The sequence below is a fragment of the Bacillus sp. FJAT-27251 genome (assembly GCF_001273925.1).
GTDB lineage: Bacteria > Bacillota > Bacilli > Bacillales > Cytobacillaceae > Mesobacillus_B.
In genome coordinates this window covers 205,633-223,636 of the sequence record NZ_LIGG01000001.1, presented here as the reverse complement: position 1 = coordinate 223,636, position 18,004 = coordinate 205,633, and the positions used below count along the sequence as shown (strand labels likewise).

General features: G+C 47.1%; 17 protein-coding genes. 6 read left to right on the top strand and 11 right to left on the bottom strand.

All coding sequences use genetic code 11. The annotated features are described in order from the left end of the window. Positions 1-314 precede the first annotated feature (314 nt). On the bottom strand, positions 315-2,153 hold the full coding sequence (locus tag ADU22_RS01110) for an aldehyde ferredoxin oxidoreductase family protein (protein ID WP_053360502.1): 1,839 nt from the start codon (positions 2,151-2,153) through the stop codon (positions 315-317). 139 nt (positions 2,154-2,292) lie between these two features. On the opposite strand from ADU22_RS01110, the gene ADU22_RS01105 reads away from it, so the two are divergent. Together ADU22_RS01105 and ADU22_RS01100 are read left to right on the top strand one after the other, a co-directional pair. After that, positions 2,293-3,327: a ThiF family adenylyltransferase gene (locus ADU22_RS01105; protein ID WP_502688729.1), complete on the top strand. Its 1,035-nt coding sequence runs from the start codon at positions 2,293-2,295 to the stop codon at positions 3,325-3,327. Positions 3,328-3,415: 88 nt separating this feature from the next. Continuing rightward, positions 3,416-3,637 (top strand): hypothetical protein, encoded by a 222-nt coding sequence (locus tag ADU22_RS01100; RefSeq protein WP_053360501.1) that lies wholly within the window; start codon positions 3,416-3,418, stop codon positions 3,635-3,637. A 59-nt stretch (positions 3,638-3,696) separates the two neighbouring features. Here ADU22_RS01100 and ADU22_RS24865 read toward each other — a convergent pair whose 3' ends face one another. Then, entirely contained in the window at positions 3,697-3,843 is a 147-nt protein-coding gene (locus ADU22_RS24865) for a hypothetical protein (RefSeq protein ID WP_197280007.1), read from the bottom strand. Between the two features lie 434 nt (positions 3,844-4,277). On the opposite strand from ADU22_RS24865, the gene ADU22_RS01095 reads away from it, so the two are divergent. Continuing rightward, a complete protein-coding gene (locus ADU22_RS01095; RefSeq protein ID WP_053360500.1) occupies positions 4,278-5,003 on the top strand; it encodes a response regulator transcription factor in 726 nt (241 codons plus the stop codon). Next, on the top strand, positions 4,981-6,351 hold the full coding sequence (locus ADU22_RS01090) for a sensor histidine kinase (RefSeq protein ID WP_053360499.1): 1,371 nt from the start codon (positions 4,981-4,983) through the stop codon (positions 6,349-6,351). Before ADU22_RS01095 ends, ADU22_RS01090 begins: the two co-directional genes overlap by 23 nt. Positions 6,352-6,357: 6 nt before the next feature. Here the strand turns inward: ADU22_RS01090 and ADU22_RS01085 are convergent, their stop codons facing one another. From ADU22_RS01085 to ADU22_RS01065, 5 genes are all read right to left on the bottom strand, one after another. Further along, complete coding sequence (locus tag ADU22_RS01085) at positions 6,358-7,113, bottom strand: (S)-benzoin forming benzil reductase (protein ID WP_053364417.1); 756 nt, start codon at positions 7,111-7,113, stop codon at positions 6,358-6,360. Between the two features lie 469 nt (positions 7,114-7,582). Beyond that, entirely contained in the window at positions 7,583-8,314 is a 732-nt protein-coding gene (locus ADU22_RS01080) for an ABC transporter ATP-binding protein (protein ID WP_053360498.1), read from the bottom strand. Then, the gene (locus tag ADU22_RS01075) at positions 8,311-9,009 is read right to left on the bottom strand and encodes an ABC transporter permease (protein WP_053360497.1); all 699 of its coding nucleotides are present in this window, start codon (positions 9,007-9,009) and stop codon (positions 8,311-8,313) included. The genes ADU22_RS01080 and ADU22_RS01075 overlap by 4 nt, the downstream gene beginning before the upstream one ends. Positions 9,010-9,056: 47 nt before the next feature. Further along, positions 9,057-9,926, bottom strand: coding sequence for an ABC transporter substrate-binding protein (locus ADU22_RS01070; RefSeq protein ID WP_197280006.1), 870 nt, complete (start codon positions 9,924-9,926; stop codon positions 9,057-9,059). 18 nt (positions 9,927-9,944) lie between these two features. After that, positions 9,945-10,865 carry a helix-turn-helix transcriptional regulator gene (locus ADU22_RS01065; RefSeq protein WP_053360496.1) on the bottom strand — a complete coding sequence of 307 codons (921 nt, stop codon included), beginning with the start codon at positions 10,863-10,865 and terminating at the stop codon, positions 9,945-9,947. A 368-nt stretch (positions 10,866-11,233) separates the two neighbouring features. Here ADU22_RS01065 and ADU22_RS25360 point away from each other — a divergent pair, with 368 nt between their 5' ends. Then, positions 11,234-11,359, top strand: a complete 126-nt coding sequence (locus ADU22_RS25360; RefSeq protein WP_286132254.1) for a hypothetical protein — start codon at positions 11,234-11,236, stop codon at positions 11,357-11,359. Between the two features lie 156 nt (positions 11,360-11,515). Beyond that, entirely contained in the window at positions 11,516-12,688 is a 1,173-nt protein-coding gene (gene rodA / locus ADU22_RS01060) for a rod shape-determining protein RodA (RefSeq protein WP_053360495.1), read from the top strand. A gap of 377 nt (positions 12,689-13,065) precedes the next feature. On the opposite strand, the gene ADU22_RS01055 is transcribed toward rodA, so the two are convergent. The 4 genes from ADU22_RS01055 to ADU22_RS01040 form a co-directional block, all read right to left on the bottom strand. Next, positions 13,066-14,127 (bottom strand): Ger(x)C family spore germination protein, encoded by a 1,062-nt coding sequence (locus ADU22_RS01055; RefSeq protein ID WP_053360494.1) that lies wholly within the window; start codon positions 14,125-14,127, stop codon positions 13,066-13,068. Next, positions 14,124-15,212 carry a GerAB/ArcD/ProY family transporter gene (locus tag ADU22_RS01050; protein ID WP_053360493.1) on the bottom strand — a complete coding sequence of 363 codons (1,089 nt, stop codon included), beginning with the start codon at positions 15,210-15,212 and terminating at the stop codon, positions 14,124-14,126. The genes ADU22_RS01055 and ADU22_RS01050 overlap by 4 nt, the downstream gene beginning before the upstream one ends. A gap of 20 nt (positions 15,213-15,232) precedes the next feature. After that, positions 15,233-16,777 (bottom strand): spore germination protein, encoded by a 1,545-nt coding sequence (locus ADU22_RS01045; protein WP_082252755.1) that lies wholly within the window; start codon positions 16,775-16,777, stop codon positions 15,233-15,235. Between the two features lie 112 nt (positions 16,778-16,889). Next, the gene (locus ADU22_RS01040; RefSeq protein ID WP_053360492.1) at positions 16,890-17,852 is read right to left on the bottom strand and encodes an ABC transporter substrate-binding protein; all 963 of its coding nucleotides are present in this window, start codon (positions 17,850-17,852) and stop codon (positions 16,890-16,892) included. Between the last annotated feature and the right edge of the window lie 152 nt (positions 17,853-18,004).

Here is an 18,004-nt window from a genome sequence, read left to right as displayed (position 1 = left end):
TTAATGCATATGGAAGGGGCTAAAGAAGCATAAATAGGCGGATATTTTCCGGTTACCCCCTCTAAAAAGAACAAATTTCAAGGATTTTATTAGTTTAAACGGAAAAAGTTCCCTTATTTTGCGGGAAATGCTGGTATTTCCCAATATAAGCGGAATTTTTCCGTTTATTTTTTCATAGTCAGAAAAATCAACGATTTATTTTTAAATATGCAAAAAACTGCTTGGAGACAACATTGCTCCAAGCAGTTTTGCTTCTCAATTTACGTGCGAATCACTTGGTTTTTGTAAAAATAACCCGGTTTTTTTTCTGAAACTTATACCTGCTMAGGAGCACCTGTTTCTTCAGCAAGAATGCCAAGTTCGCGCAGCTTTTCGGCTGGTACCACTCCATCCTGCCATCCGCGGACCTGGTAGTATTCTTCCAGCATGATATCCATGCGGCTAACGGATCCGGCACTGTTTCCGCTTGCAGGCTCTTCGGTGAAGCGCTTCGGCAGGAAATCGTCCTCGCGTTTGTCGAAGCCGGCAAGGTTATTGTAGTAGCGCTCAAGATTGTAAATCCGCTCACCGGCAAGCATGACATCCTCAGCTGTCATCGGAATGCCTGTCATTGCGCTGTACTGCTCGGCATAATGCTCGGCATTTTCCGAGAAGGAGGAGAACTTACAGATGTCCATGGAATCACCGAATGCAAGCATATCCTGGAATATTTTCAGCAGCTCGCCTTTTCCTTCCGGCTTCAGGCGGTCTGTCGGCTCCGGAATTCCGGCGATTTCACTGGCGACCGTGTAACCGCGCAAATGGCAGGCGCCGCGGTTGCTTGTTGCATAGCCAAGCCCGATGCCCTGGATTCCGCGAGGGTCGTAGGCAGGGATGGACTGGCCTTTGACCGACATGGAAAGCTCAGGTGCGCCCCACTCGGCCGTTGCGCGTGCCGGGCCTTCCGCAAGGATGCCGCCAAAGCCTTCACGGTGGGCAATCTTGCGCGTCAGCTCGACCATTGCCTCGGCATCACCCCAGTTCAGTTCTTCGGAAATGATTCCTTTTTCATAAGCTTCCATTGACACCGAGAACGCGTGGCCAAGTTCGATCGTATCCAAGCCATATTCATTGCAGCGGTCGATCAGGTAGGCGATGGCTTCTGCATCACTCAGCATGCAGTTGGATCCAAGCGACCAGGAAGATTCGAACTCAAAGCTTTCAACTCGCGTCTTATACTGTCCGTCTTTTACTTCAACTTCAATCTTGCAGCCAACCGGACAGGCATGGCAAGTATTATTGGCGACGAGAAGATGCTTGTTGACATACTCGCCGCTGTGCTTTTCAGCCTGGTCCCAATGGGTGTACTGGGAGTTTTTCGTTGGCAGCGCACCGACTTCATTGATCAGGTTGGTGAGGACATTGGTTCCGTATACGGATAACCCGCCTTTGTTTGGAGCAGTCAAGCCGCCTTCCAGGATTGCTTTTACCGCTTTTTTGTTAGCCTGTGTATACTCATCCTTCAGCTTTGGAACGGGCATATTCCCTTTTTGCGCTGCCTTGATGACAACAGCCTTCAGTTTTTTATAGCCGGCCACAGCCGCGGTTCCGCCGCGTCCTGCCGCACGGTCATGCTCATTGATAAAAGCGGCATAGCGCACGGTGTTTTCACCGGCCTGGCCAATCGTAATGACGCTGAGGTTTTCCTCGCCATGCTCATCCTTCATAAGCTGGACCGTTTCCCTTGTTCCTTTGCCCCAAAGATGGGAAGCGTCGCGCAGCTCGGCCTGACCGCCTTCGATGTAAAGATAGACGGGCTTGTCGCTCTTACCTTTAACAATGACATTATCGACCCCCGCCCATTTCAGGCGTGCCGCGGTCCAGCCGCCGATATGGGAATCAGTCGCCGTATGTGTCAGCGGGGATTTTGTGACAACAGCCATCCGCCCGCTCATGGAACTGCGGGAGCCGGTTACCGGACCTGTCATGAAACATAAAATATTTTCTTCCGAAAATGGCTCAACTTCCGGTCCGTTATCCAATAGGTATTTAACCCCAAGCCCGCGGGCGCCAATATACTTTCTGGCATCTGCTTCGTTGATTTCCCTGTAATCAACTGTGCTGCTTGTCAAATCGACGACAACTTCCTTGTTCATGAAACCGCCAAGATTCATCGTTTTTCGCCACCTCTTTCATTTTGGATAAAATGCTCTCATCTTTAATAAATTAGCTATCGCACCCTAAAATTCCTTTAATTTTTTTAATACTCGAAATAATATTTTGTTTTTTTTATAATTTAATAGAAAAGAGGGGATGTCCGTGAAAGAAATGGAGCGTTATTCACGCCAGATACTGTTTAAACCGATTGGGGAAGAAGGGCAGAAAAAGCTTCTGGACAGCAGGGCGGCTGTGGTGGGCATGGGGGCACTTGGGACCGTCATCGCCAACCACCTTGTTCGTTCGGGGGTTGGATTTGTAAGAGTGATTGACAGGGACCTTGTGGAGCTGTCGAATCTGCAGCGCCAGTCGCTTTATGATGAGGAGGATGCGGCGGGGCACTTGCCAAAAGTAATGGCGGCAGAGAGGAAGCTAAGGAAAATCAATTCGATGGTAAAAATCGACCCTGTCATTGCTGACCTCAATCTGGACAATGCAGAAGAATTATTGTCAGGCTTCGATGTGATTGTCGATGGTACGGACAATTTTTCGACACGCTACTTGATCAATGATGTAGCAGTCAAATTAGGAATTCCCTGGGTATATGGAGGCGCTGTGTCATCGAGGGGCATGTTTGCTGTGATTATCCCCGGGAAGACGCCGTGCTATCGATGTTTATTTCCCGAGGTCCCGGAAGGCCTGGGCGAAACGTGCGACACAATTGGCGTTTTGTCGCCGATTACGGATATTATCGGCTCTTTCGAGGCCACCGAGGCATTGAAGCTGCTGGTTGGTGCCGATCACAATCCGAATTTGGAGCAAATGGATATCTGGTATCCCTCATCCATGCAGATGGATATTTCAGGGGGCAGGAATCCGGAGTGTCCAGCCTGCGTGCACCAGCAGTTTGAGTTCCTTGACCGTTCTTCAAGCCGGCAGACAGTCTACGCGGTGCTTTGCGGCCGCGATACCGTCCAAATCAATCCCCGCCAGGTTGAAACGTTTGATTTGGAGAACTTGGCCAAAAAATTGAAGGGAAGCGGCAAGATGATGGTAAATCCATTTTTGCTTCGCTTTGCACCGGACGACAAGGTGACGTTGGTCTTTTTTAAGGACGGCCGTCTGCTTGTTCATGGGGTGGAAGATGTGGTCGAGGCGAAGAAGTATTATGCACGGTATTCGGGTAATTGAGCAGCACCTGTCTTCTGGACTGGTGCGTTTATTTCCATTTGATTAGGGGAAATTATTGTAGAACAATCCAAGGACAGGAGGATTCACAATGGCTGATAACGATACTTCTCAAGTTAAGATTCAACCAGGCCAGAATTCCAAAGAGCGCAGCCGCATTGAGAACACAATCGGCAGCATGGATACAGAAGCCGAAGAAGCGAACAGGCAGATTCAGGACGATTTTTACGGCGATGGCGGAAATGCAGATAATTCGCCAATTTATGCCGGAAACAACACACCCGCTATTAAAGTCAATAAAGAGAAAGAATAGTTCTTTCAGTATATAGACAAGAAAGGTTCGGAATGACGACATTCCGAACCCTTTTTCGTTTAGTCTGTTTTATCGTTTTGGTCCTTGTTTCTTTTATTGCCCTTGCTATTGTCTCCGCTGACTGGTCCGTCAAGTGTTTCTGCCATCTGGTGCCCGGCCTGGGGAGAGTTTTGGTTTCGGCTGCCTTTGTTGAATTTCTTTGTCATATGAAGCCTCCTCTAGTTTTTATCGTCCTTATTTTGCCTAGCGGGAGGCGTTTTATTTGTACCTTAAGCAAAAAAAAGAGGCTGGCATCTGCCAGCCTATGGATAAGGGAGGTTTTGCCAAGCAAAACCAGTTGTTAAAAAAGGGAAGTTTGTAAAACATTTAAAGCCAAGAGCACTTTGAACATTTTCGAAAATCGGGAGTCCTTGAAGTTTGCCGATTTTCAGCCAGGAATTTTTCCGGATCCCTATTAATGGCAGATACAGTGTTAGGATGTTAAACAGCTTGCCAGCGCAGGATTTGTTGCCAATTTGTCCTTTTTTCGCCGACGTTCTGCTGTCTTCTTGTCTTTATAATAATAAGTAGGTATGAAGATGTTATGGAGAAGTTATGTGGAAGTTGTGAAGATTGATTTTTGGTAGAAGGAGAGAGGGCGATGAGCCAAAAAATCCTGCTGGTGGATGATGAGCGGATGATAACTGAAGTGCTGGAGGCCTATTTGCGGAAGGATGGCTTTGAGGTTGTGACTTCGGATAATGGTGTCGATGCCTTGAGAAAGGCCGACAGCGTGATACCGGATTTGATTGTGCTCGATTTGATGCTTCCGGACATATCGGGCGAGGATATCTGCAGGCTGCTCCGCAAGGAATCCGATGTGCCGATCCTGATGCTGACAGCGAAATCGGGGGAAGAAGAAAAAATAAGCGGAATTATGATGGGAGCCGATGATTATGTAACCAAGCCGTTCTCCCCGCGCGAGGTAATCGTCAGGATCCAGGCGATCCTAAGGCGTTCGAAAAGGGCTGCTCCTGCTGTGCAGGCGGATCAGCTAAGCTTTAATAACCATGAACTGGTGATTGATCTGTATAAAAAAGAGGTCGCTGCACAAGGAAATCCCATCAGTGTGACTCCGATTGAATACAGGCTTCTGTCCAATATGGCGAAAAATCCTGGCCGCGTGTACAGCCGGATGGATTTGCTTGATAAGATCCAGGAGGACGGATTTGCCTATGAAGGCTATGAACGCAGCATTGACACTCATATCAAGAACCTGCGGAAGAAAATTGAGTGTGATGCCAGGGATCCGAAATATATCCTGACAGTGTTTGGCATGGGCTATAAGTTTGGAGGAGCCCCGGATGCTGAAAACGCTGCGTTCTAAAATCCTTTTTTACCTATTGCTTGTGTCCCTGACGGGTATCATGGTTGTCAGTTTCAGTCTCCAATGGGGATTTGAAGCGAGCTTCAACCATTATATCAATGAAAACAGGACCCAAAGAGTCAGCCAGCTTGTGAATGCATTAAAGCTGGAATACAAGGAGCGCGGTGCTTTTACAGGGGAACGGGTATCACAGCTTTTTTATGAACAGGCAATGACAGACAGCCTGTATTATAAGCTGTATACCCCAAATGAAATTCTGCTGATGGATTCCACCTCAATAAGAGGAATCATGGAAGGGCTGGGAATGAGGAATAATCCTTACCTGGAAGACAGCTGGCTGACGGCCACGGAGCCGATCAAGCTTGAAGGACGGACGCTCGCCGTCTTAAAGGTCTATTATCCAAAAGGGTTTATCGACAGTGAATATGTGTTCCTTCAAACCATAAAAAAGTACTTGCTTACCGCCGTTGCCGTAACAGTCCTTTTGGCGCTGTTCTTCAGCATGCTGTTTTCCAAGCGGCTCACGGCCGGTCTGAACAGCCTATCCGGGGCAGTCGAGGAGCTGACAAAACGGAAAAAAGGTGTCAGGGTTCCGCTCGACGACCTGTCGCTGGAGATGAAGCGCCTGGGCATCGCTTTTAATGACCTTTCAATGTCGCTTGAAAAAGAGGAGCGCCTGCGCAAGGAATTCACCGGAGATCTGGCACATGAGCTCCGCACGCCGCTAGCCACATTGCGAAGCCAGATTGAGGCCTTCCAGGATGGAATCTGGGAGCCGACTCCCGAGCGGCTGAAACAGAGCCATAACGAAATGATGCGGCTGGTCAGGCTGGTGAATGAACTTGAGAAATTGCTGGCGGCCGAAAATCCGCAAATCAGGCTTGATAAAATCGAACTTGAGGCAGGGGAGCTGCTGGGGTCCATGAAGGAATTGCTTTTCCCTGTTTTCAGGGAAAAGGACGTCGAGCTGGAGGTTGTTCCGCCCAGCTCTCCGATGGTGTTCCACGGAGACCGTGATAAAATTGTCCAGATCCTCACCAATGTGATCAATAATGCCTTGAAATACAGCCCCGAAAATCGGAAGGTTACCGTTTCTGCCGTCCAGGAGGGAAGAATGGCCGGCTTCCTTGTCGAGGATGAGGGCGTGGGTATTGCCGAAAAGGATTTGCCGCATATTTTTGAACGCTTTTACCGCGGCGATAAATCCCGTGACCGCAAAACAGGCGGAATCGGCATCGGCCTGTCCATCGTCAAGGCACTTGTCGAGGCGCATAAAGGAAGCATCCACGTGGAAAGTGAAGTTGGCAAGGGAACCACTTTCAAAATATTATTTCCAGCCGGTGAATGAGCTGCTTCAAAGCAGCTCATTCACATGATAGACCCGGCCGTTTTCGACCTCACCATCCACAAGCAGCCTGACGAGGACTTCGCCGACTTCACCCGGGGATCTCAGCATGTTTTTCTCTTTAAATTCACGGAACTTGCCAACTTCAATAAAGGCGTCCTGAGTGGAGGAACGGATTGTCTCCTGCATTCCGGTATCCATGATTCCCGGGCTGTAGGCAATGACTTTCGATGTGCTTTGGCGATTATTGAGCTCAAGGGCGGCTGTCCGGGTGAACATGTTGATGGCTGCCTTCGTGCTGCAGTACATGCTCCAGCCATGGACCGGCCGCTCTGCCGCTCCTGAAGTGACATTGGCAATGTAAAGCTGGCTGCCAGTTTCCTCCGCTTTTTTCAGGAACAGATTGCAGATTAGCACAGGGGCAGCAAGGTTTACCTGGATGTTATAGAGTATGGCCGTTTCCTCAAGGGCGCCTGCGATATCGATGGGTTGAATAACACCTGCATTGTTGACCAGATAGACTGCCTCCGGCTTCCTGTTGTACAATGCTTCAGCTATTTCGTTAAAAACTTTAGAGATATCTGTTACAGAACCCAGGTCGCATGGATAAAACTCGTACTGAAGGCCAGCATGGGCTGCTGCCTCTCTAAGTTCCTGATTTTCATTGCGGGAAACAGCAATAAGATTGATCTTTTCATCAAGCATCTTTCGGGCAATGCCTTCCCCGAGCCCCTTTGAGGCCCCCGTAACGATTCCATACTTCATAATCATTCCTCCAGCTATTTTAATTTTCGCTTCTTTCATTGAAACATGTTCTTCGTAAAAATAAAAACCAAACCCCCCGGTGTCACGGGTCAATGTGCCCCAAAATGGAGTGGAAGCAGGAAACGGGTCACGATGACCCGTTCAATGTGCCCCAAAATGGCAGGAAAGCGGAAAACGGGTCACGATGACCCGCTCAATGTGCCCCAAAATGGCGGGAAAGCAGAAAACGGGTCACAATGACGGTTTCAATGTGCCCCAAAATGGAGTGGAAGCGGAAAATGGGTCACGATGAAGGGGTCAATGTGACCTAAAAAGGCAGGAAAGCAGAAAACGGGTCACAATGAAGAGCTCAATGTGCCCCAAAATGGCAGGAAAGCAGAAAAAGGGTCACAATGAAAACGCCCATCTGCCCCAAATCAAAAACCTGCACAAAAAAACCACCCTGGCTAATGCCAGCGTGGCTCCTTCATCAGGACAGCAGTTCGCTCCACTCTCCAATAAAGCCGGCAGCGGCCTCGTTGGGGGAGGAAAGTACTTCTGTTGTAGGCCCGGATTGCTTAATCTCTCCATCCATCAAAATAAGCAAACGCTGTGTGAAGTACTTGATCTCAACCAAGTCATGGCTGATAAAGACGGTGGTTGTCTTCGTGTTTTCCACCACCTGTTTCATGTCCTTCAAAAGCTGCACTTTTGTTGGGAAATCAAGGGCTGAAAAAGGCTCATCGAGAAACAGCACTTCCGGTTCCAAAATCATCGCCCTGGCGAGGTTGACCCGCTGCGCCTCGCCTCCGGATAGATGATAAGCATGCTTTTTGGAAAGATGGCTGATTTTAAATACTTCCAGCCAGTAGGCGACCTTCTCCTTAATTTCCTTGCGGGGCCGGTTCCGCAGCTTCAAACCGATGGCAATATTGTGGTAAACACTTGTGTCAAGAAGCAGGGACTGCTGCAGGGCAACTGCGAACTTCCGCCGTACTTCAAGCGCGAGAACGTCTCCGACCTCCTGGCCCTGGAAAAAGACCGAACCCCTGCCTGGGGGATCGAGCAGAGCCAGTGTCTTCAAAAGCGTGCTTTTTCCGGCTCCGTTCGGGCCCATGACCCCAAGAACCTCACCTTGGCGAAGCTCGAACATGGGCACTGTTAAAATAGGCTTGTCCCCGGCTTTTATTTCGATATTTTCGATTGTAATCAAGGAGGTCATAAAGATCGCTTCCTTTGCTGTAGATAAGTAAGGCAGAAGGTAATCAAAAAGGCAATCGTCATCAAAATAAAGCTTAGTGCCAAAGCGATATCAAAGTTCCCCTTTGATACTTCCATTACAATGGAAGTTGTCAGTATCCTTGTCTCGCCGCTGATATTGCCGCCAACCATCATGGCTGCCCCGACTTCGGCAATGACCCTGCCGAAGCCGGCGATGATCGCTGCGAGTATGGCAAGACGGCTTTCTTTCAGTAAAATCAATACCAGTTGTATCTTTGTTGCCCCAAGCGCCTTGATTTGCATGATCAGCTTTTCATTGATCTGCTGGAACGCCGTTGCTGTCAATCCGGTGACAATCGGGAGGGAGACAAGCGTTTGGGCAATGATGATCGCTGTCGGAGTATAAAGCAGTTCGAAATCGCTGAGCGGTCCTGAGCGCCATAGCAAAAGTGTGATCCACAGGCCAGCGACCACTGGCGGCAGGCCCATGCCGATATTGATCAAGGTCAGGAGCAGCTTGCGGCCTGGAAATTTTATCAGCCCGAGCATCATTCCGGCAGGGAGGCCGATCAGGGTACTGATCATGATGGCCGTCAATGATACTTTCAGTGTTCTCCATGTAATCTCCAGGATGACGGGGTCACCAGAGAGAATCATTTCAATCGCTTTCCGCAGTCCTTCCAGTAATAATTCCATGGCATTCAGGCTTTCTATTAATTTTATGTTCTACTTAGTCAACGACACTATTCAAATAGGAAAAACAGCGGTTCCCCGTATTCTTCCACACCGAAATCGGCAATGGTATTCTTCGTATCTTCGGCAATTATAAATTCGACAAATGCTTTTGCACCGTCTTTTTTCACTTTTTCATGCTTTTCGGCATTTACTTCCATTACATGGTAGATGTTCAGAAGGCTTTCGTCTCCTTCAACCATGATTTCAAAGTCACCCAAATTGTCTTTTTGGGCAAGATAGGTTGCCCGGTCCGTCAGGATATATCCTTTTTTCTCGGCTGCCACCTGGAGGCTGCTGCCCATTCCCTGTCCTGTTTCAACATAGCTTCCATTTTCTTTCGGATCAAGATTGGCTCCTTTCCACAAGGCCAGCTCTTTCTTATGGGTGCCGGAATCATCGCCTCTGGAAACAAACGGTGCCTTTGCGTCAAAGATTTTAGTTAGCGCCTCTGTTGCGGCAGCATCCTTGATGCCAGCAGGGTCATCGGCAGGTCCGACAATGATAAAATCATTATACATAAGTTTCTGGCGGTTTACGACATCCCCGCTGTCAACCAGTTCCTGCTCTGCATCCGGCGCGTGGACCAGAAGGGCATCGGCTTCTCCCCGTGTGCCCATTTCCAGGGCTTGTCCGGTGCCAACAGCGACGGTTTTGACATTATAGGGCTGCTGTTCTTCAAACATCGGAATCAAAACATCCAGCAGGCCGCTGTCCTGGGTGCTTGTTGTTGTTGCAAGAATGATATCAGTGCGTTCGACCTCTCCACTTTCCTTTGGTTCATCCTTTGCGGTTTCAGTGCCGGTTGAACTGGAGCAGGCGGCCATAAGGGCGACCAGCATGACCAGCATGATTGCAAATATCTTTTTCATCTTGAACATCTTCGGATTGTCCTCCTTTTAATGGGTAAGAATGATTGTTCCTAGTTCACTGGCATCATAGCCTTCAAGTTTTTGGACGCTTTCTTTAAACGCCGTAACATGGATGAGGTCAAGCAAGTGCGTCAAGGCAGTGCGGTTTTGTTCTGTTTGGCGAAAGACCAGATCGAATTTTTCGTGTGTTATCGGAATGAAATCCAGTCCGAGCTGAAGGGCGGCATGTTTTATTCCAAAAGCCGCATCAGCAGAACCCCGGGCAATATGCGAGGCGGCCCCCAGGTGGGTCCACTCTTCCAATTCGTACCCTTTGACCACTTCCGGGCTGATTTTGCTTTCGGCAAGACAGGAGTCAAGCAGGAACCTGGTCCCGGAACCTTTCTGCCGATTCACCACCGTTACATCTTTTCGGGAAAAGTCATCAATCCCCCTAATGTTTTTGGGATTTCCTTTAGCAACAATCAGGCCTTGTTCCCTTGATGCCAGCCGGATGACCGTAATCGGTTCATGGACGAAAAGCTGGCGGATAAATGGCAGATTGTACTCCTGGGAGGCCGGGTCAAGTAAATGGATGGCCGCGATATCGGCACTTCCCCGGTAGAGCATCATCAGGCCTTCGAGACTGCCAATATAGCTCGGCTGAATGCCCAGTCCCGCCGATTGGCTGGCTGCATATTTCACAAGGTGTTCCACGAGGAAATCATGGCTTCCCGCAAGCCGGAGAATATAATTTGTTCCGTTTTCGGCGGCAGGCTTCCGGATTCCGCTGGCTGGCGAGGCGGCGGAGTTCGCTTTGTATCTCTCCATCTCTGCATGTTCAATCCGCATTTTGTTGCCAACTTTAAAGGCATTCAACTCTCCCCGTTTGATCAATTCATAGACAGTATGTTTTGAAATCTTGAACATGGCTGCAATTTCATCTGGTGTATATGTAAGATCGTGCATGGTTTTTCACCTCCCTGTTCACTCTAATAACAGAATAACTGAAAACTTGCTTGAAAAGTGTGACATTTGTTAAATATCGTTAAGTTTTGTTAAGTCCTGTTAAGTTTTGTTCATGAATTAGACGAAATTTGAAGGCGAAATTAGAAGATGAGCAGGTTGCTGTATTTCAATATTATCATCGTGGTAATATGGAAATACCCCTAAGGGAAAGGAAAGTGGAAATGAAGATTACAGATAAAGCGCGCGTTATGCTTGAAGAAATCCTTGCAGAGCGCCAGGCGGCGGGAATCCGCATCTTTTTTGCAGGCTATGGCTGAGGCGGCCCACAGATTGGACTGGCTCTGGATGAGCCGGAAGAAGATGATCTAGTGAAAAAAGAAAATGGCATTCAGGTTGCCATCGACAAAAGAATTGGCGAGGAAGCCGAACAATATACTCTCGAATACGATGAGGTAAACGATGGCCTTGTTGTTTTGGGCGGCAGCAGCTGCTGACCACAAAGAAAAAGCGCATCCCCGGGATGTGCTTTTCTTTGTGTAAGGTAAAAACAGGTATGTAAAAATACCCAAAGTACACTTGAATGTTGTTATTTTTTGTCGATAAAAATATAATGAAGTATTGTACAGTTCTTCACTAAAGGAGAAAAAGCGATGACTTCCAATCCAAATAACAATTCCCGGCTTGATTATGGCCTGGTTATGATTTTGTTCCTGCTTTTTTTAGTAAGCTGCATTTCGATATATAGTGCCCAGACGACAGGACAGTATGGGAAAAACTTTTTAGCTCAGCAGATTGTCTGGTATGGGGTAGGCATGTTTATAATTGGCGTAGTCATGAGGCTCGATTCGGACCAGCTCAAGAAGCTGACCTGGTTTGCTTACGGCCTTGGGATTGCCCTGCTCGGATTCCTGATTGTCGCACCTGCCAAAATTGCACCTGTCATCAACGGTGCGAAAAGCTGGTATGTCCTGCCGGGCGCCGGTTCCATCCAGCCATCCGAGCTGGTCAAAGTGTTCATCATTCTGGCTCTGGCCCGAGTCATTTTCGACCATCATCAAAAGAATCCGGTCAAAACAATTTCTTCCGATTTTTGGCTGTTGATTAAAATTGGCTTGGTGACGATGCTGCCTCTGCTTCTTGTGATGCAGCAGCCCGATTTGGGTACATCACTTGTTTTTATTGCCATTATGCTCGGAATGATTTTTATTTCCGGGATTTCATGGAAAATCCTGGGTCCCATCTTTGGTGTGGGGGTCACTTTAATTGCGGCGATTTTTTATCTTGTCCTTTGGAAGCCGGAGCTGCTTGAAAAATACCTTGGCGTCAAGCAGTACCAGTTCGGCCGTATCTATTCCTGGCTTGACCCTTATAATTACCAGAGCACCACAGGGTTTCAGCTGACCCGCTCACTGCTGGCAATCGGCTCGGGGGAGACCACCGGAAAAGGGTATGGGACCCGGGAGGTCTACTTGCCTGAGAGCCATACTGATTTTATCTTCAGTATCATTGGGGAGGAGTTCGGGTTCGTAGGTGCGAGCATTTTGATCAGCTTGTTTTTCCTTCTCATCTATCAGATTACGAAAATTGGCATGGAAACAAAAAACGATTTCTATACCTACCTTTGTGTCGGAGTTATCAGCATGATTACCTTCCATGTGTTCCAAAACATTGGAATGACGATCGGCTTGCTGCCCATTACGGGAATCCCGCTCCCGTTTGTCAGCTATGGGGGAAGCTCCCTGATGGGGAATATGTTCGCCATCAGTCTAATCTTCTCCATCAGATACCATCATAAAAAATACATGTTTTCCACATCGGATTAAGAAAAGAAAAGCGCAAGTGCCTTGCAAGGCGCTTGCGCTTTTCTATGGAAAAAAGATAAGCTTCTGCACTTAGATAACTGTCCAGCTCCAGCACCTAGCCAGTTTTCACCCTCGAGTTACTTCCTCGAGTATCTTGCGATAAGCGTAGCTTTGAGCAGCTCGAGTCACTTGTCTGGCTTTGCCTCCTAGGAGCTCGAGTCGTAAGCCATAATCCTTCAGAAGGCAAAAAACGCCTTCCTGCGGATTCTGTCTTACGCTTGTCGCTCCTAAACAGTCGGCACCGCTTTTCTAATTCGGTCCAGCTGTTGAAGTCAAAGAACGACTTCATCAGCTGGCCCTCCAGCGCTTGTCGGGGCTGATCAAGGCTTCCGCTTTTCTTATTCCACTATTCCAACCTCTTTTATAATGACATTGGCTTTTACTTTGAACTTAGCATTTGGGTAATCACTTTCCCATTTTTTGAAATTAAAACCTCGGGTTCTGGTCTTGGCAAAATGGCCAAATCCGAATGGATCCACTTTATTTTCCTGCAATCTGGTAATCAGTTTTAAAGATTCTTCCTCGATTTGCTTTTCCAGTGCTTTTTGTACCTTCTTTACTTCTTTAGGGCCCATGAAACTGCTGCCGGAATATTCCTGTATGGTTCCATTTACAGTAATATGAACGGTAACCTCCCATGGGTTTCGTCCCGATAATTTCATATTATGATTTGACATTATGTTCCTTACAATCACTTCATCACTGTTGATTTCGGTCCTGACGGTGCCTCTGCTGAATTTATCATTTATGAGCTTAAAGTAAAACATTTCATCGGCGGAGACCGTTTCAACCATGTTTTGATCCTTAAACACGGCAAGACCGGTGATTTCCACGAGGTCTTTTCTCTTCTTTAAAAGGGGGAGAAATGGGTCCTGCCCATTCTGGTAATAATCAAACAAAAACTGGTGGATGTTGGTTAATGGAAGGTTGCCTTGTTCCTCGTTATGCTGAAACAAGCCGGAGAAATAGTCCGCATTTCCCCTGTTTCCGTAGGAGCCTTTAAGGACATCCTGCGCAGTTCCATCCACTACGGCCAGATAGACCCTTGACCCAATGCTTGGATCCCTTTGGAAGGCATCAATAAAAGAAACAATGCCTTTTTTGGCAAGTTTATCCCCGAAAAAGGCGATTTCCAGGCTGCCGGTCACAATCGGCTGTCCCGATTTATGCCGCATCCGAAAAACAAGCTCACGGCTGATATTCCCTTTTGAGCTAAAGATAAAGTTTTCAATCGATTCTGCCTTGTAGACGGGAATCATCGCCGTTCCCAAAACTTCATCGCCTTCCAAATCATACCCCAGTCCCATGGCGATATTGACATCATCGATTACCTCTTTTTCCACGCACCCTGCCAGCATCATGATGCTAACTATTAAAAGAGGGAAAATTGAAAGTTTCATTTCTTTTTCACCTTCCTGGCAATCAGCACTGAGACAAACAGGAACGGGACGTACAGATAGTTGAGGATAAAGCCCATCCTTCCAGTGAGATCCATGAACATATTGACTTTCTGGCGTGTATCCAGGAGCCCGATGATGACTAAACAAACAAGGGCAATAATCAGCACTGCTCTTCGCTGTCTTAAAGGGGAAATCCGTTTCATGATTTTGCTGGCACTCCAGATGCAAAGGCAGACATTAGGCAGAATAATGAGGACCCAGTTGGCAATCCCAATGTATTCGAACCTTTCGACGAAGGGCAAATTGACAATTTTCCACATTTCAAGGGTGGCCCAAATCGACTTCTGAAGCAACGTCTCAGAGAAATAAGCAAAGGTAATGACTGCGAGTGCTGTATAGAACAGAGTGGTGATAAGCACTCCAAAGTGGACCCATTTCTTGGATTGTTCCGGTTTTTTTATATAAGGATAAATAAACAGCAGGATTTCAAATCCCGTATAGGTCAGCGACATGTGATAAGAGCTCTTTAATAATTGGATGGGCGTATGGTCCAGGATGGGGAGGAGGTTGCTAAATTCGGAATACTTGAAGGTGAATCCGAAAACAAGCAGCAGGTAAGCTGGCAGCACAATCCCGAAAAAAGCAATGCCGACAACGGTCCGAAAACCTCCATAGATGATATAGATAACCAGGACCAAAAATAAGGCAGCAAAGCCCCATACACTAAGTTCGGGAAAAACCCAGACCTGGATGACTTCGATATAGCCGCGCAGAATGGCGGTGGATAAAATAATGAAATACAGGATGAAAAGGAAGCTGACTCCCTTGCCAATTATGCCGCCGAAAGCGAAAAAATGGGCAGTAACCGCGTCTCCGTCAACTGTTTCACAAATCTTGTACATCATCCACACAATGGAATGGATGCTGATTCCCGCTAGGAGCACAGAAATCCAGGCGTCATAACCGGCCTCCATTGAGATTATCCGTTGAAACCCGAGGACGCCGATGCCAATCTGCATGGAGACAATAGCATAGAGGGCGAGGAACGGTGATATTTGAAACCTTTCTTCAATTTTTTCCCGCATTTTTCTCCCTGCCTTCCTTCTTATTCATCGATGTCCTTTTTTTGTTCTCCTTTATTCTTGCTAAAACGGGCAGTATTTTCTGTTCTTAAAAACTTAGGGCGTTTGGACTGTTTCTTGAATGAAAGCCTTACGATGGCATCCCTGAAATCGGAAACCCTTGGGGGATACATAGGTTCCAGATACGGCCTTCCCAAGGAAGTAAGCCGGAGAAGATGTGTCAGCAAAAAGGCAAAGCCAATCAGGATTCCGACGAGACCCCATAATTCCGCCATCAGCAAAAAAGGAAATCGCAGAAGCCGGATGGTATTGCCCATCCTATAGATAGGAGTCGTGAATGAGGCCAGCGCAGCCAGCGCAATAATGATCAGCAGCACGTTACTTGTCAGCCCCGCTTCGACGGAAGCCGTTCCGATGACGATTCCACCCACAATGCCAATGGTCTGGCCGACCTTTGTCGGAAGGCGTGCACCTGCCTCGCGCAGCAGTTCAATGGTCAGTTCAAGGATCAAAGCTTCAATGATTGGAGGAAAAGGAACAACCCTTCTGGACGTAATCAGTGTGCCCAGCAGATCTTTTGGAATCAATTCATAATGATAAGAGAGAACGGCCACGTAAACCGGTGTAACCAGAAGTGAAAATATAACGGAAAAAAAACGGATAAGCCGAAAAAAAACAGAAATAATCCAGTTTAGATAGTAATCTTCAAACGAGCTGTAGAATTCCGTCAAGGTTGTCGGCCCCAACAATGCATGCGGTGACCCATCTACAAGGATAGCCACTTTTCCTTCGGCGAGCACGGCCGAAATTCGATCGGGCCTCTCCGAATCCAGAAGCTGGGGAAAAGGTGAATTTTCATTGTCGGAAATCATCTGGACAATGTAAGAGCTGTCGGAAATTTCATCAAACTCAATATCCTTGATTCTCTGAATCACGGTTTGCACATTGGTTCTATCAACAAGATGATCAATATAGAGAATGGCTACATGTGTTTTTGACAATTTGCCTACCTGCAAATTTTCAACTACAAGCTCCTTAATAGGCAGGCGTTTTCTGATCAGGTACAGGTTTTGGTCAATCGATTCAACGAAGGCTTCCTTTGGGCCAATTACGCTGAATTCCACTTCAGGAGGAGATATGGATCTGTTGATCTGTTTTTTTGCGGCAATGAAGACCAGTTCGTTTATATTTTCGCCAATGGTCAACATCACGTAGCCGCTTAGAAGTTTTGTTTCTATATCCTTTGAATCAGATGATAGCTGTACATCGGCTGCTGGAACCAGCTTTTTAACGTCGGCGGCTTCGTAAAAGTCTCCGGTTAGCAAGCCCGGCAGGATGAACTCGTTGATACTGGCGTCATCTACAAGGGTTGAAACAAACACCAAGGTAAATGGCCGGCCCGACTTTTGGCTGATATAGTGCATTTTTTTGAAATCATTTGACTTTGAAAGCGCCGCCTCCCAATTTTCGGAGGATAGGGACTTTGAAGAACCTTGTTGTTTTTCCGCCCCCGGCGATTGCTTGTCCTTAAGTTTGGTTTTAGTTTTTTTCTTGAAAAAATTGCCCATCCAGCCTCACCATTCCACTAGTTTGGCTTTATTCTTTGCCAAAACAGGAATGTTTATGAAAAACAAATAACCCGCAGAAAAACCTGCGGGTTTAAAAGAAACTGTTCCTGTATTATGGAAGAAAATATTTTTCGATATCATCAAGCATAAGGTTGGCGGCAATGACTCCTCCGGCGGTGTTCCAAATTGCGTCATCTACCTTGTGGACTTCACCGTTCTTGGCTACTTCTAGGTTTTCGAACAATGGATCCTCAATCCACTCTTTTTCCAATTGGGTGGCTTCTCCATTTCCCTCTTCATAGGTGAAATAGAAGAGGATATCGCCGTCCATTGCATGGATTCTCTCTTTCGTTACATTTTTCTCGGCAAAATCATCCACATCCTGGCTTTCAGGGCGAGCAAAACCAATTTGGTCCAGGATCACTCCTGAAAAACTATCCTTGTGATAGATCCGGACATCTCCTGCCATGAATCGGACCATGGAAACTTCTTTTTGAAGTTGATCCCCAAGCTTGCCTTTCAGATCTTCAATGCGGTTATCATAGTCCGCGATCACCTTTTTGCCTTCTTCTTCTTTATTTACTGCTTTTGCATACAGTTCAAAGTTTTCCTTCCAGTTTCCGCGAAGTGTTTCCGAATAAACAGTAGGGGCGATTGCATTAAGCTGTTCATAAATATCTTCATGCCGCATTTTATTTCCAATGATCAAATCAGGCTTAAGGGCAGCGACGGCTTCCACGTTCACTTGGCTTTCCACCCCTACAACCTGGACATCCTTCATGTCCTCGGCTATATGGTTATACCATGGATCGCCAGTCCACGACTGAACGGCTCCAACAGGAGTGACGCCAAGTGCCAGTAAAGCTTCTGTTCCTTCATTGGTAAGGATGACCACTTTCTCCGGCGTTTTGTCGAGCGTGACGGTTTCCATCGCATTTTCCACTGTATAGCTAGTGGCTTCCTGTTTATCTGGCTTTGGTTCTTCAGCCTTCTCTTCGTTATTGCCTCCGCAGGCCGCCAGCAGCAAAATCGTTGCCAGGGAAAGCAAAATTAGTATGTACCTGGGTGTTTTCATTGCGGTAATTCCTCCTTGAATGTTAATGATAATCATTTTCAATTAGTTCGTATTTATGATAAAATAATTCATGGGTACATGTCAATTGCTAATTGATAATGATTTTCAAATGATCCAACCCGTTCACTGAATATGGTTTTCATAGCAATTTA

Coding starts and splice junctions, on each gene's coding strand:
- ADU22_RS01105 (WP_502688729.1), top strand. CDS start 2,293: ATGTCCGTGAAAGAAATGGAGCGTTATTCACGCCAGATACTGTTTAAA.
- ADU22_RS01100 (WP_053360501.1), top strand. CDS start 3,416: ATGGCTGATAACGATACTTCTCAAGTTAAGATTCAACCAGGCCAGAAT.
- ADU22_RS24865 (WP_197280007.1), bottom strand. CDS start 3,843: ATGACAAAGAAATTCAACAAAGGCAGCCGAAACCAAAACTCTCCCCAG.
- ADU22_RS01095 (WP_053360500.1), top strand. CDS start 4,278: ATGAGCCAAAAAATCCTGCTGGTGGATGATGAGCGGATGATAACTGAA.
- ADU22_RS01090 (WP_053360499.1), top strand. CDS start 4,981: ATGCTGAAAACGCTGCGTTCTAAAATCCTTTTTTACCTATTGCTTGTG.
- ADU22_RS01085 (WP_053364417.1), bottom strand. CDS start 7,113: ATGAAGTATGGAATCGTTACGGGGGCCTCAAAGGGGCTCGGGGAAGGC.
- ADU22_RS01080 (WP_053360498.1), bottom strand. CDS start 8,314: ATGACCTCCTTGATTACAATCGAAAATATCGAAATAAAAGCCGGGGAC.
- ADU22_RS01075 (WP_053360497.1), bottom strand. CDS start 9,009: ATGGAATTATTACTGGAAGGACTGCGGAAAGCGATTGAAATGATTCTC.
- ADU22_RS01070 (WP_197280006.1), bottom strand. CDS start 9,926: ATGTTCAAGATGAAAAAGATATTTGCAATCATGCTGGTCATGCTGGTC.
- ADU22_RS01065 (WP_053360496.1), bottom strand. CDS start 10,865: ATGCACGATCTTACATATACACCAGATGAAATTGCAGCCATGTTCAAG.
- rodA (WP_053360495.1), top strand. CDS start 11,516: ATGACTTCCAATCCAAATAACAATTCCCGGCTTGATTATGGCCTGGTT.
- ADU22_RS01055 (WP_053360494.1), bottom strand. CDS start 14,127: ATGAAACTTTCAATTTTCCCTCTTTTAATAGTTAGCATCATGATGCTG.
- ADU22_RS01050 (WP_053360493.1), bottom strand. CDS start 15,212: ATGCGGGAAAAAATTGAAGAAAGGTTTCAAATATCACCGTTCCTCGCC.
- ADU22_RS01045 (WP_082252755.1), bottom strand. CDS start 16,777: ATGGGCAATTTTTTCAAGAAAAAAACTAAAACCAAACTTAAGGACAAG.
- ADU22_RS01040 (WP_053360492.1), bottom strand. CDS start 17,852: ATGAAAACACCCAGGTACATACTAATTTTGCTTTCCCTGGCAACGATT.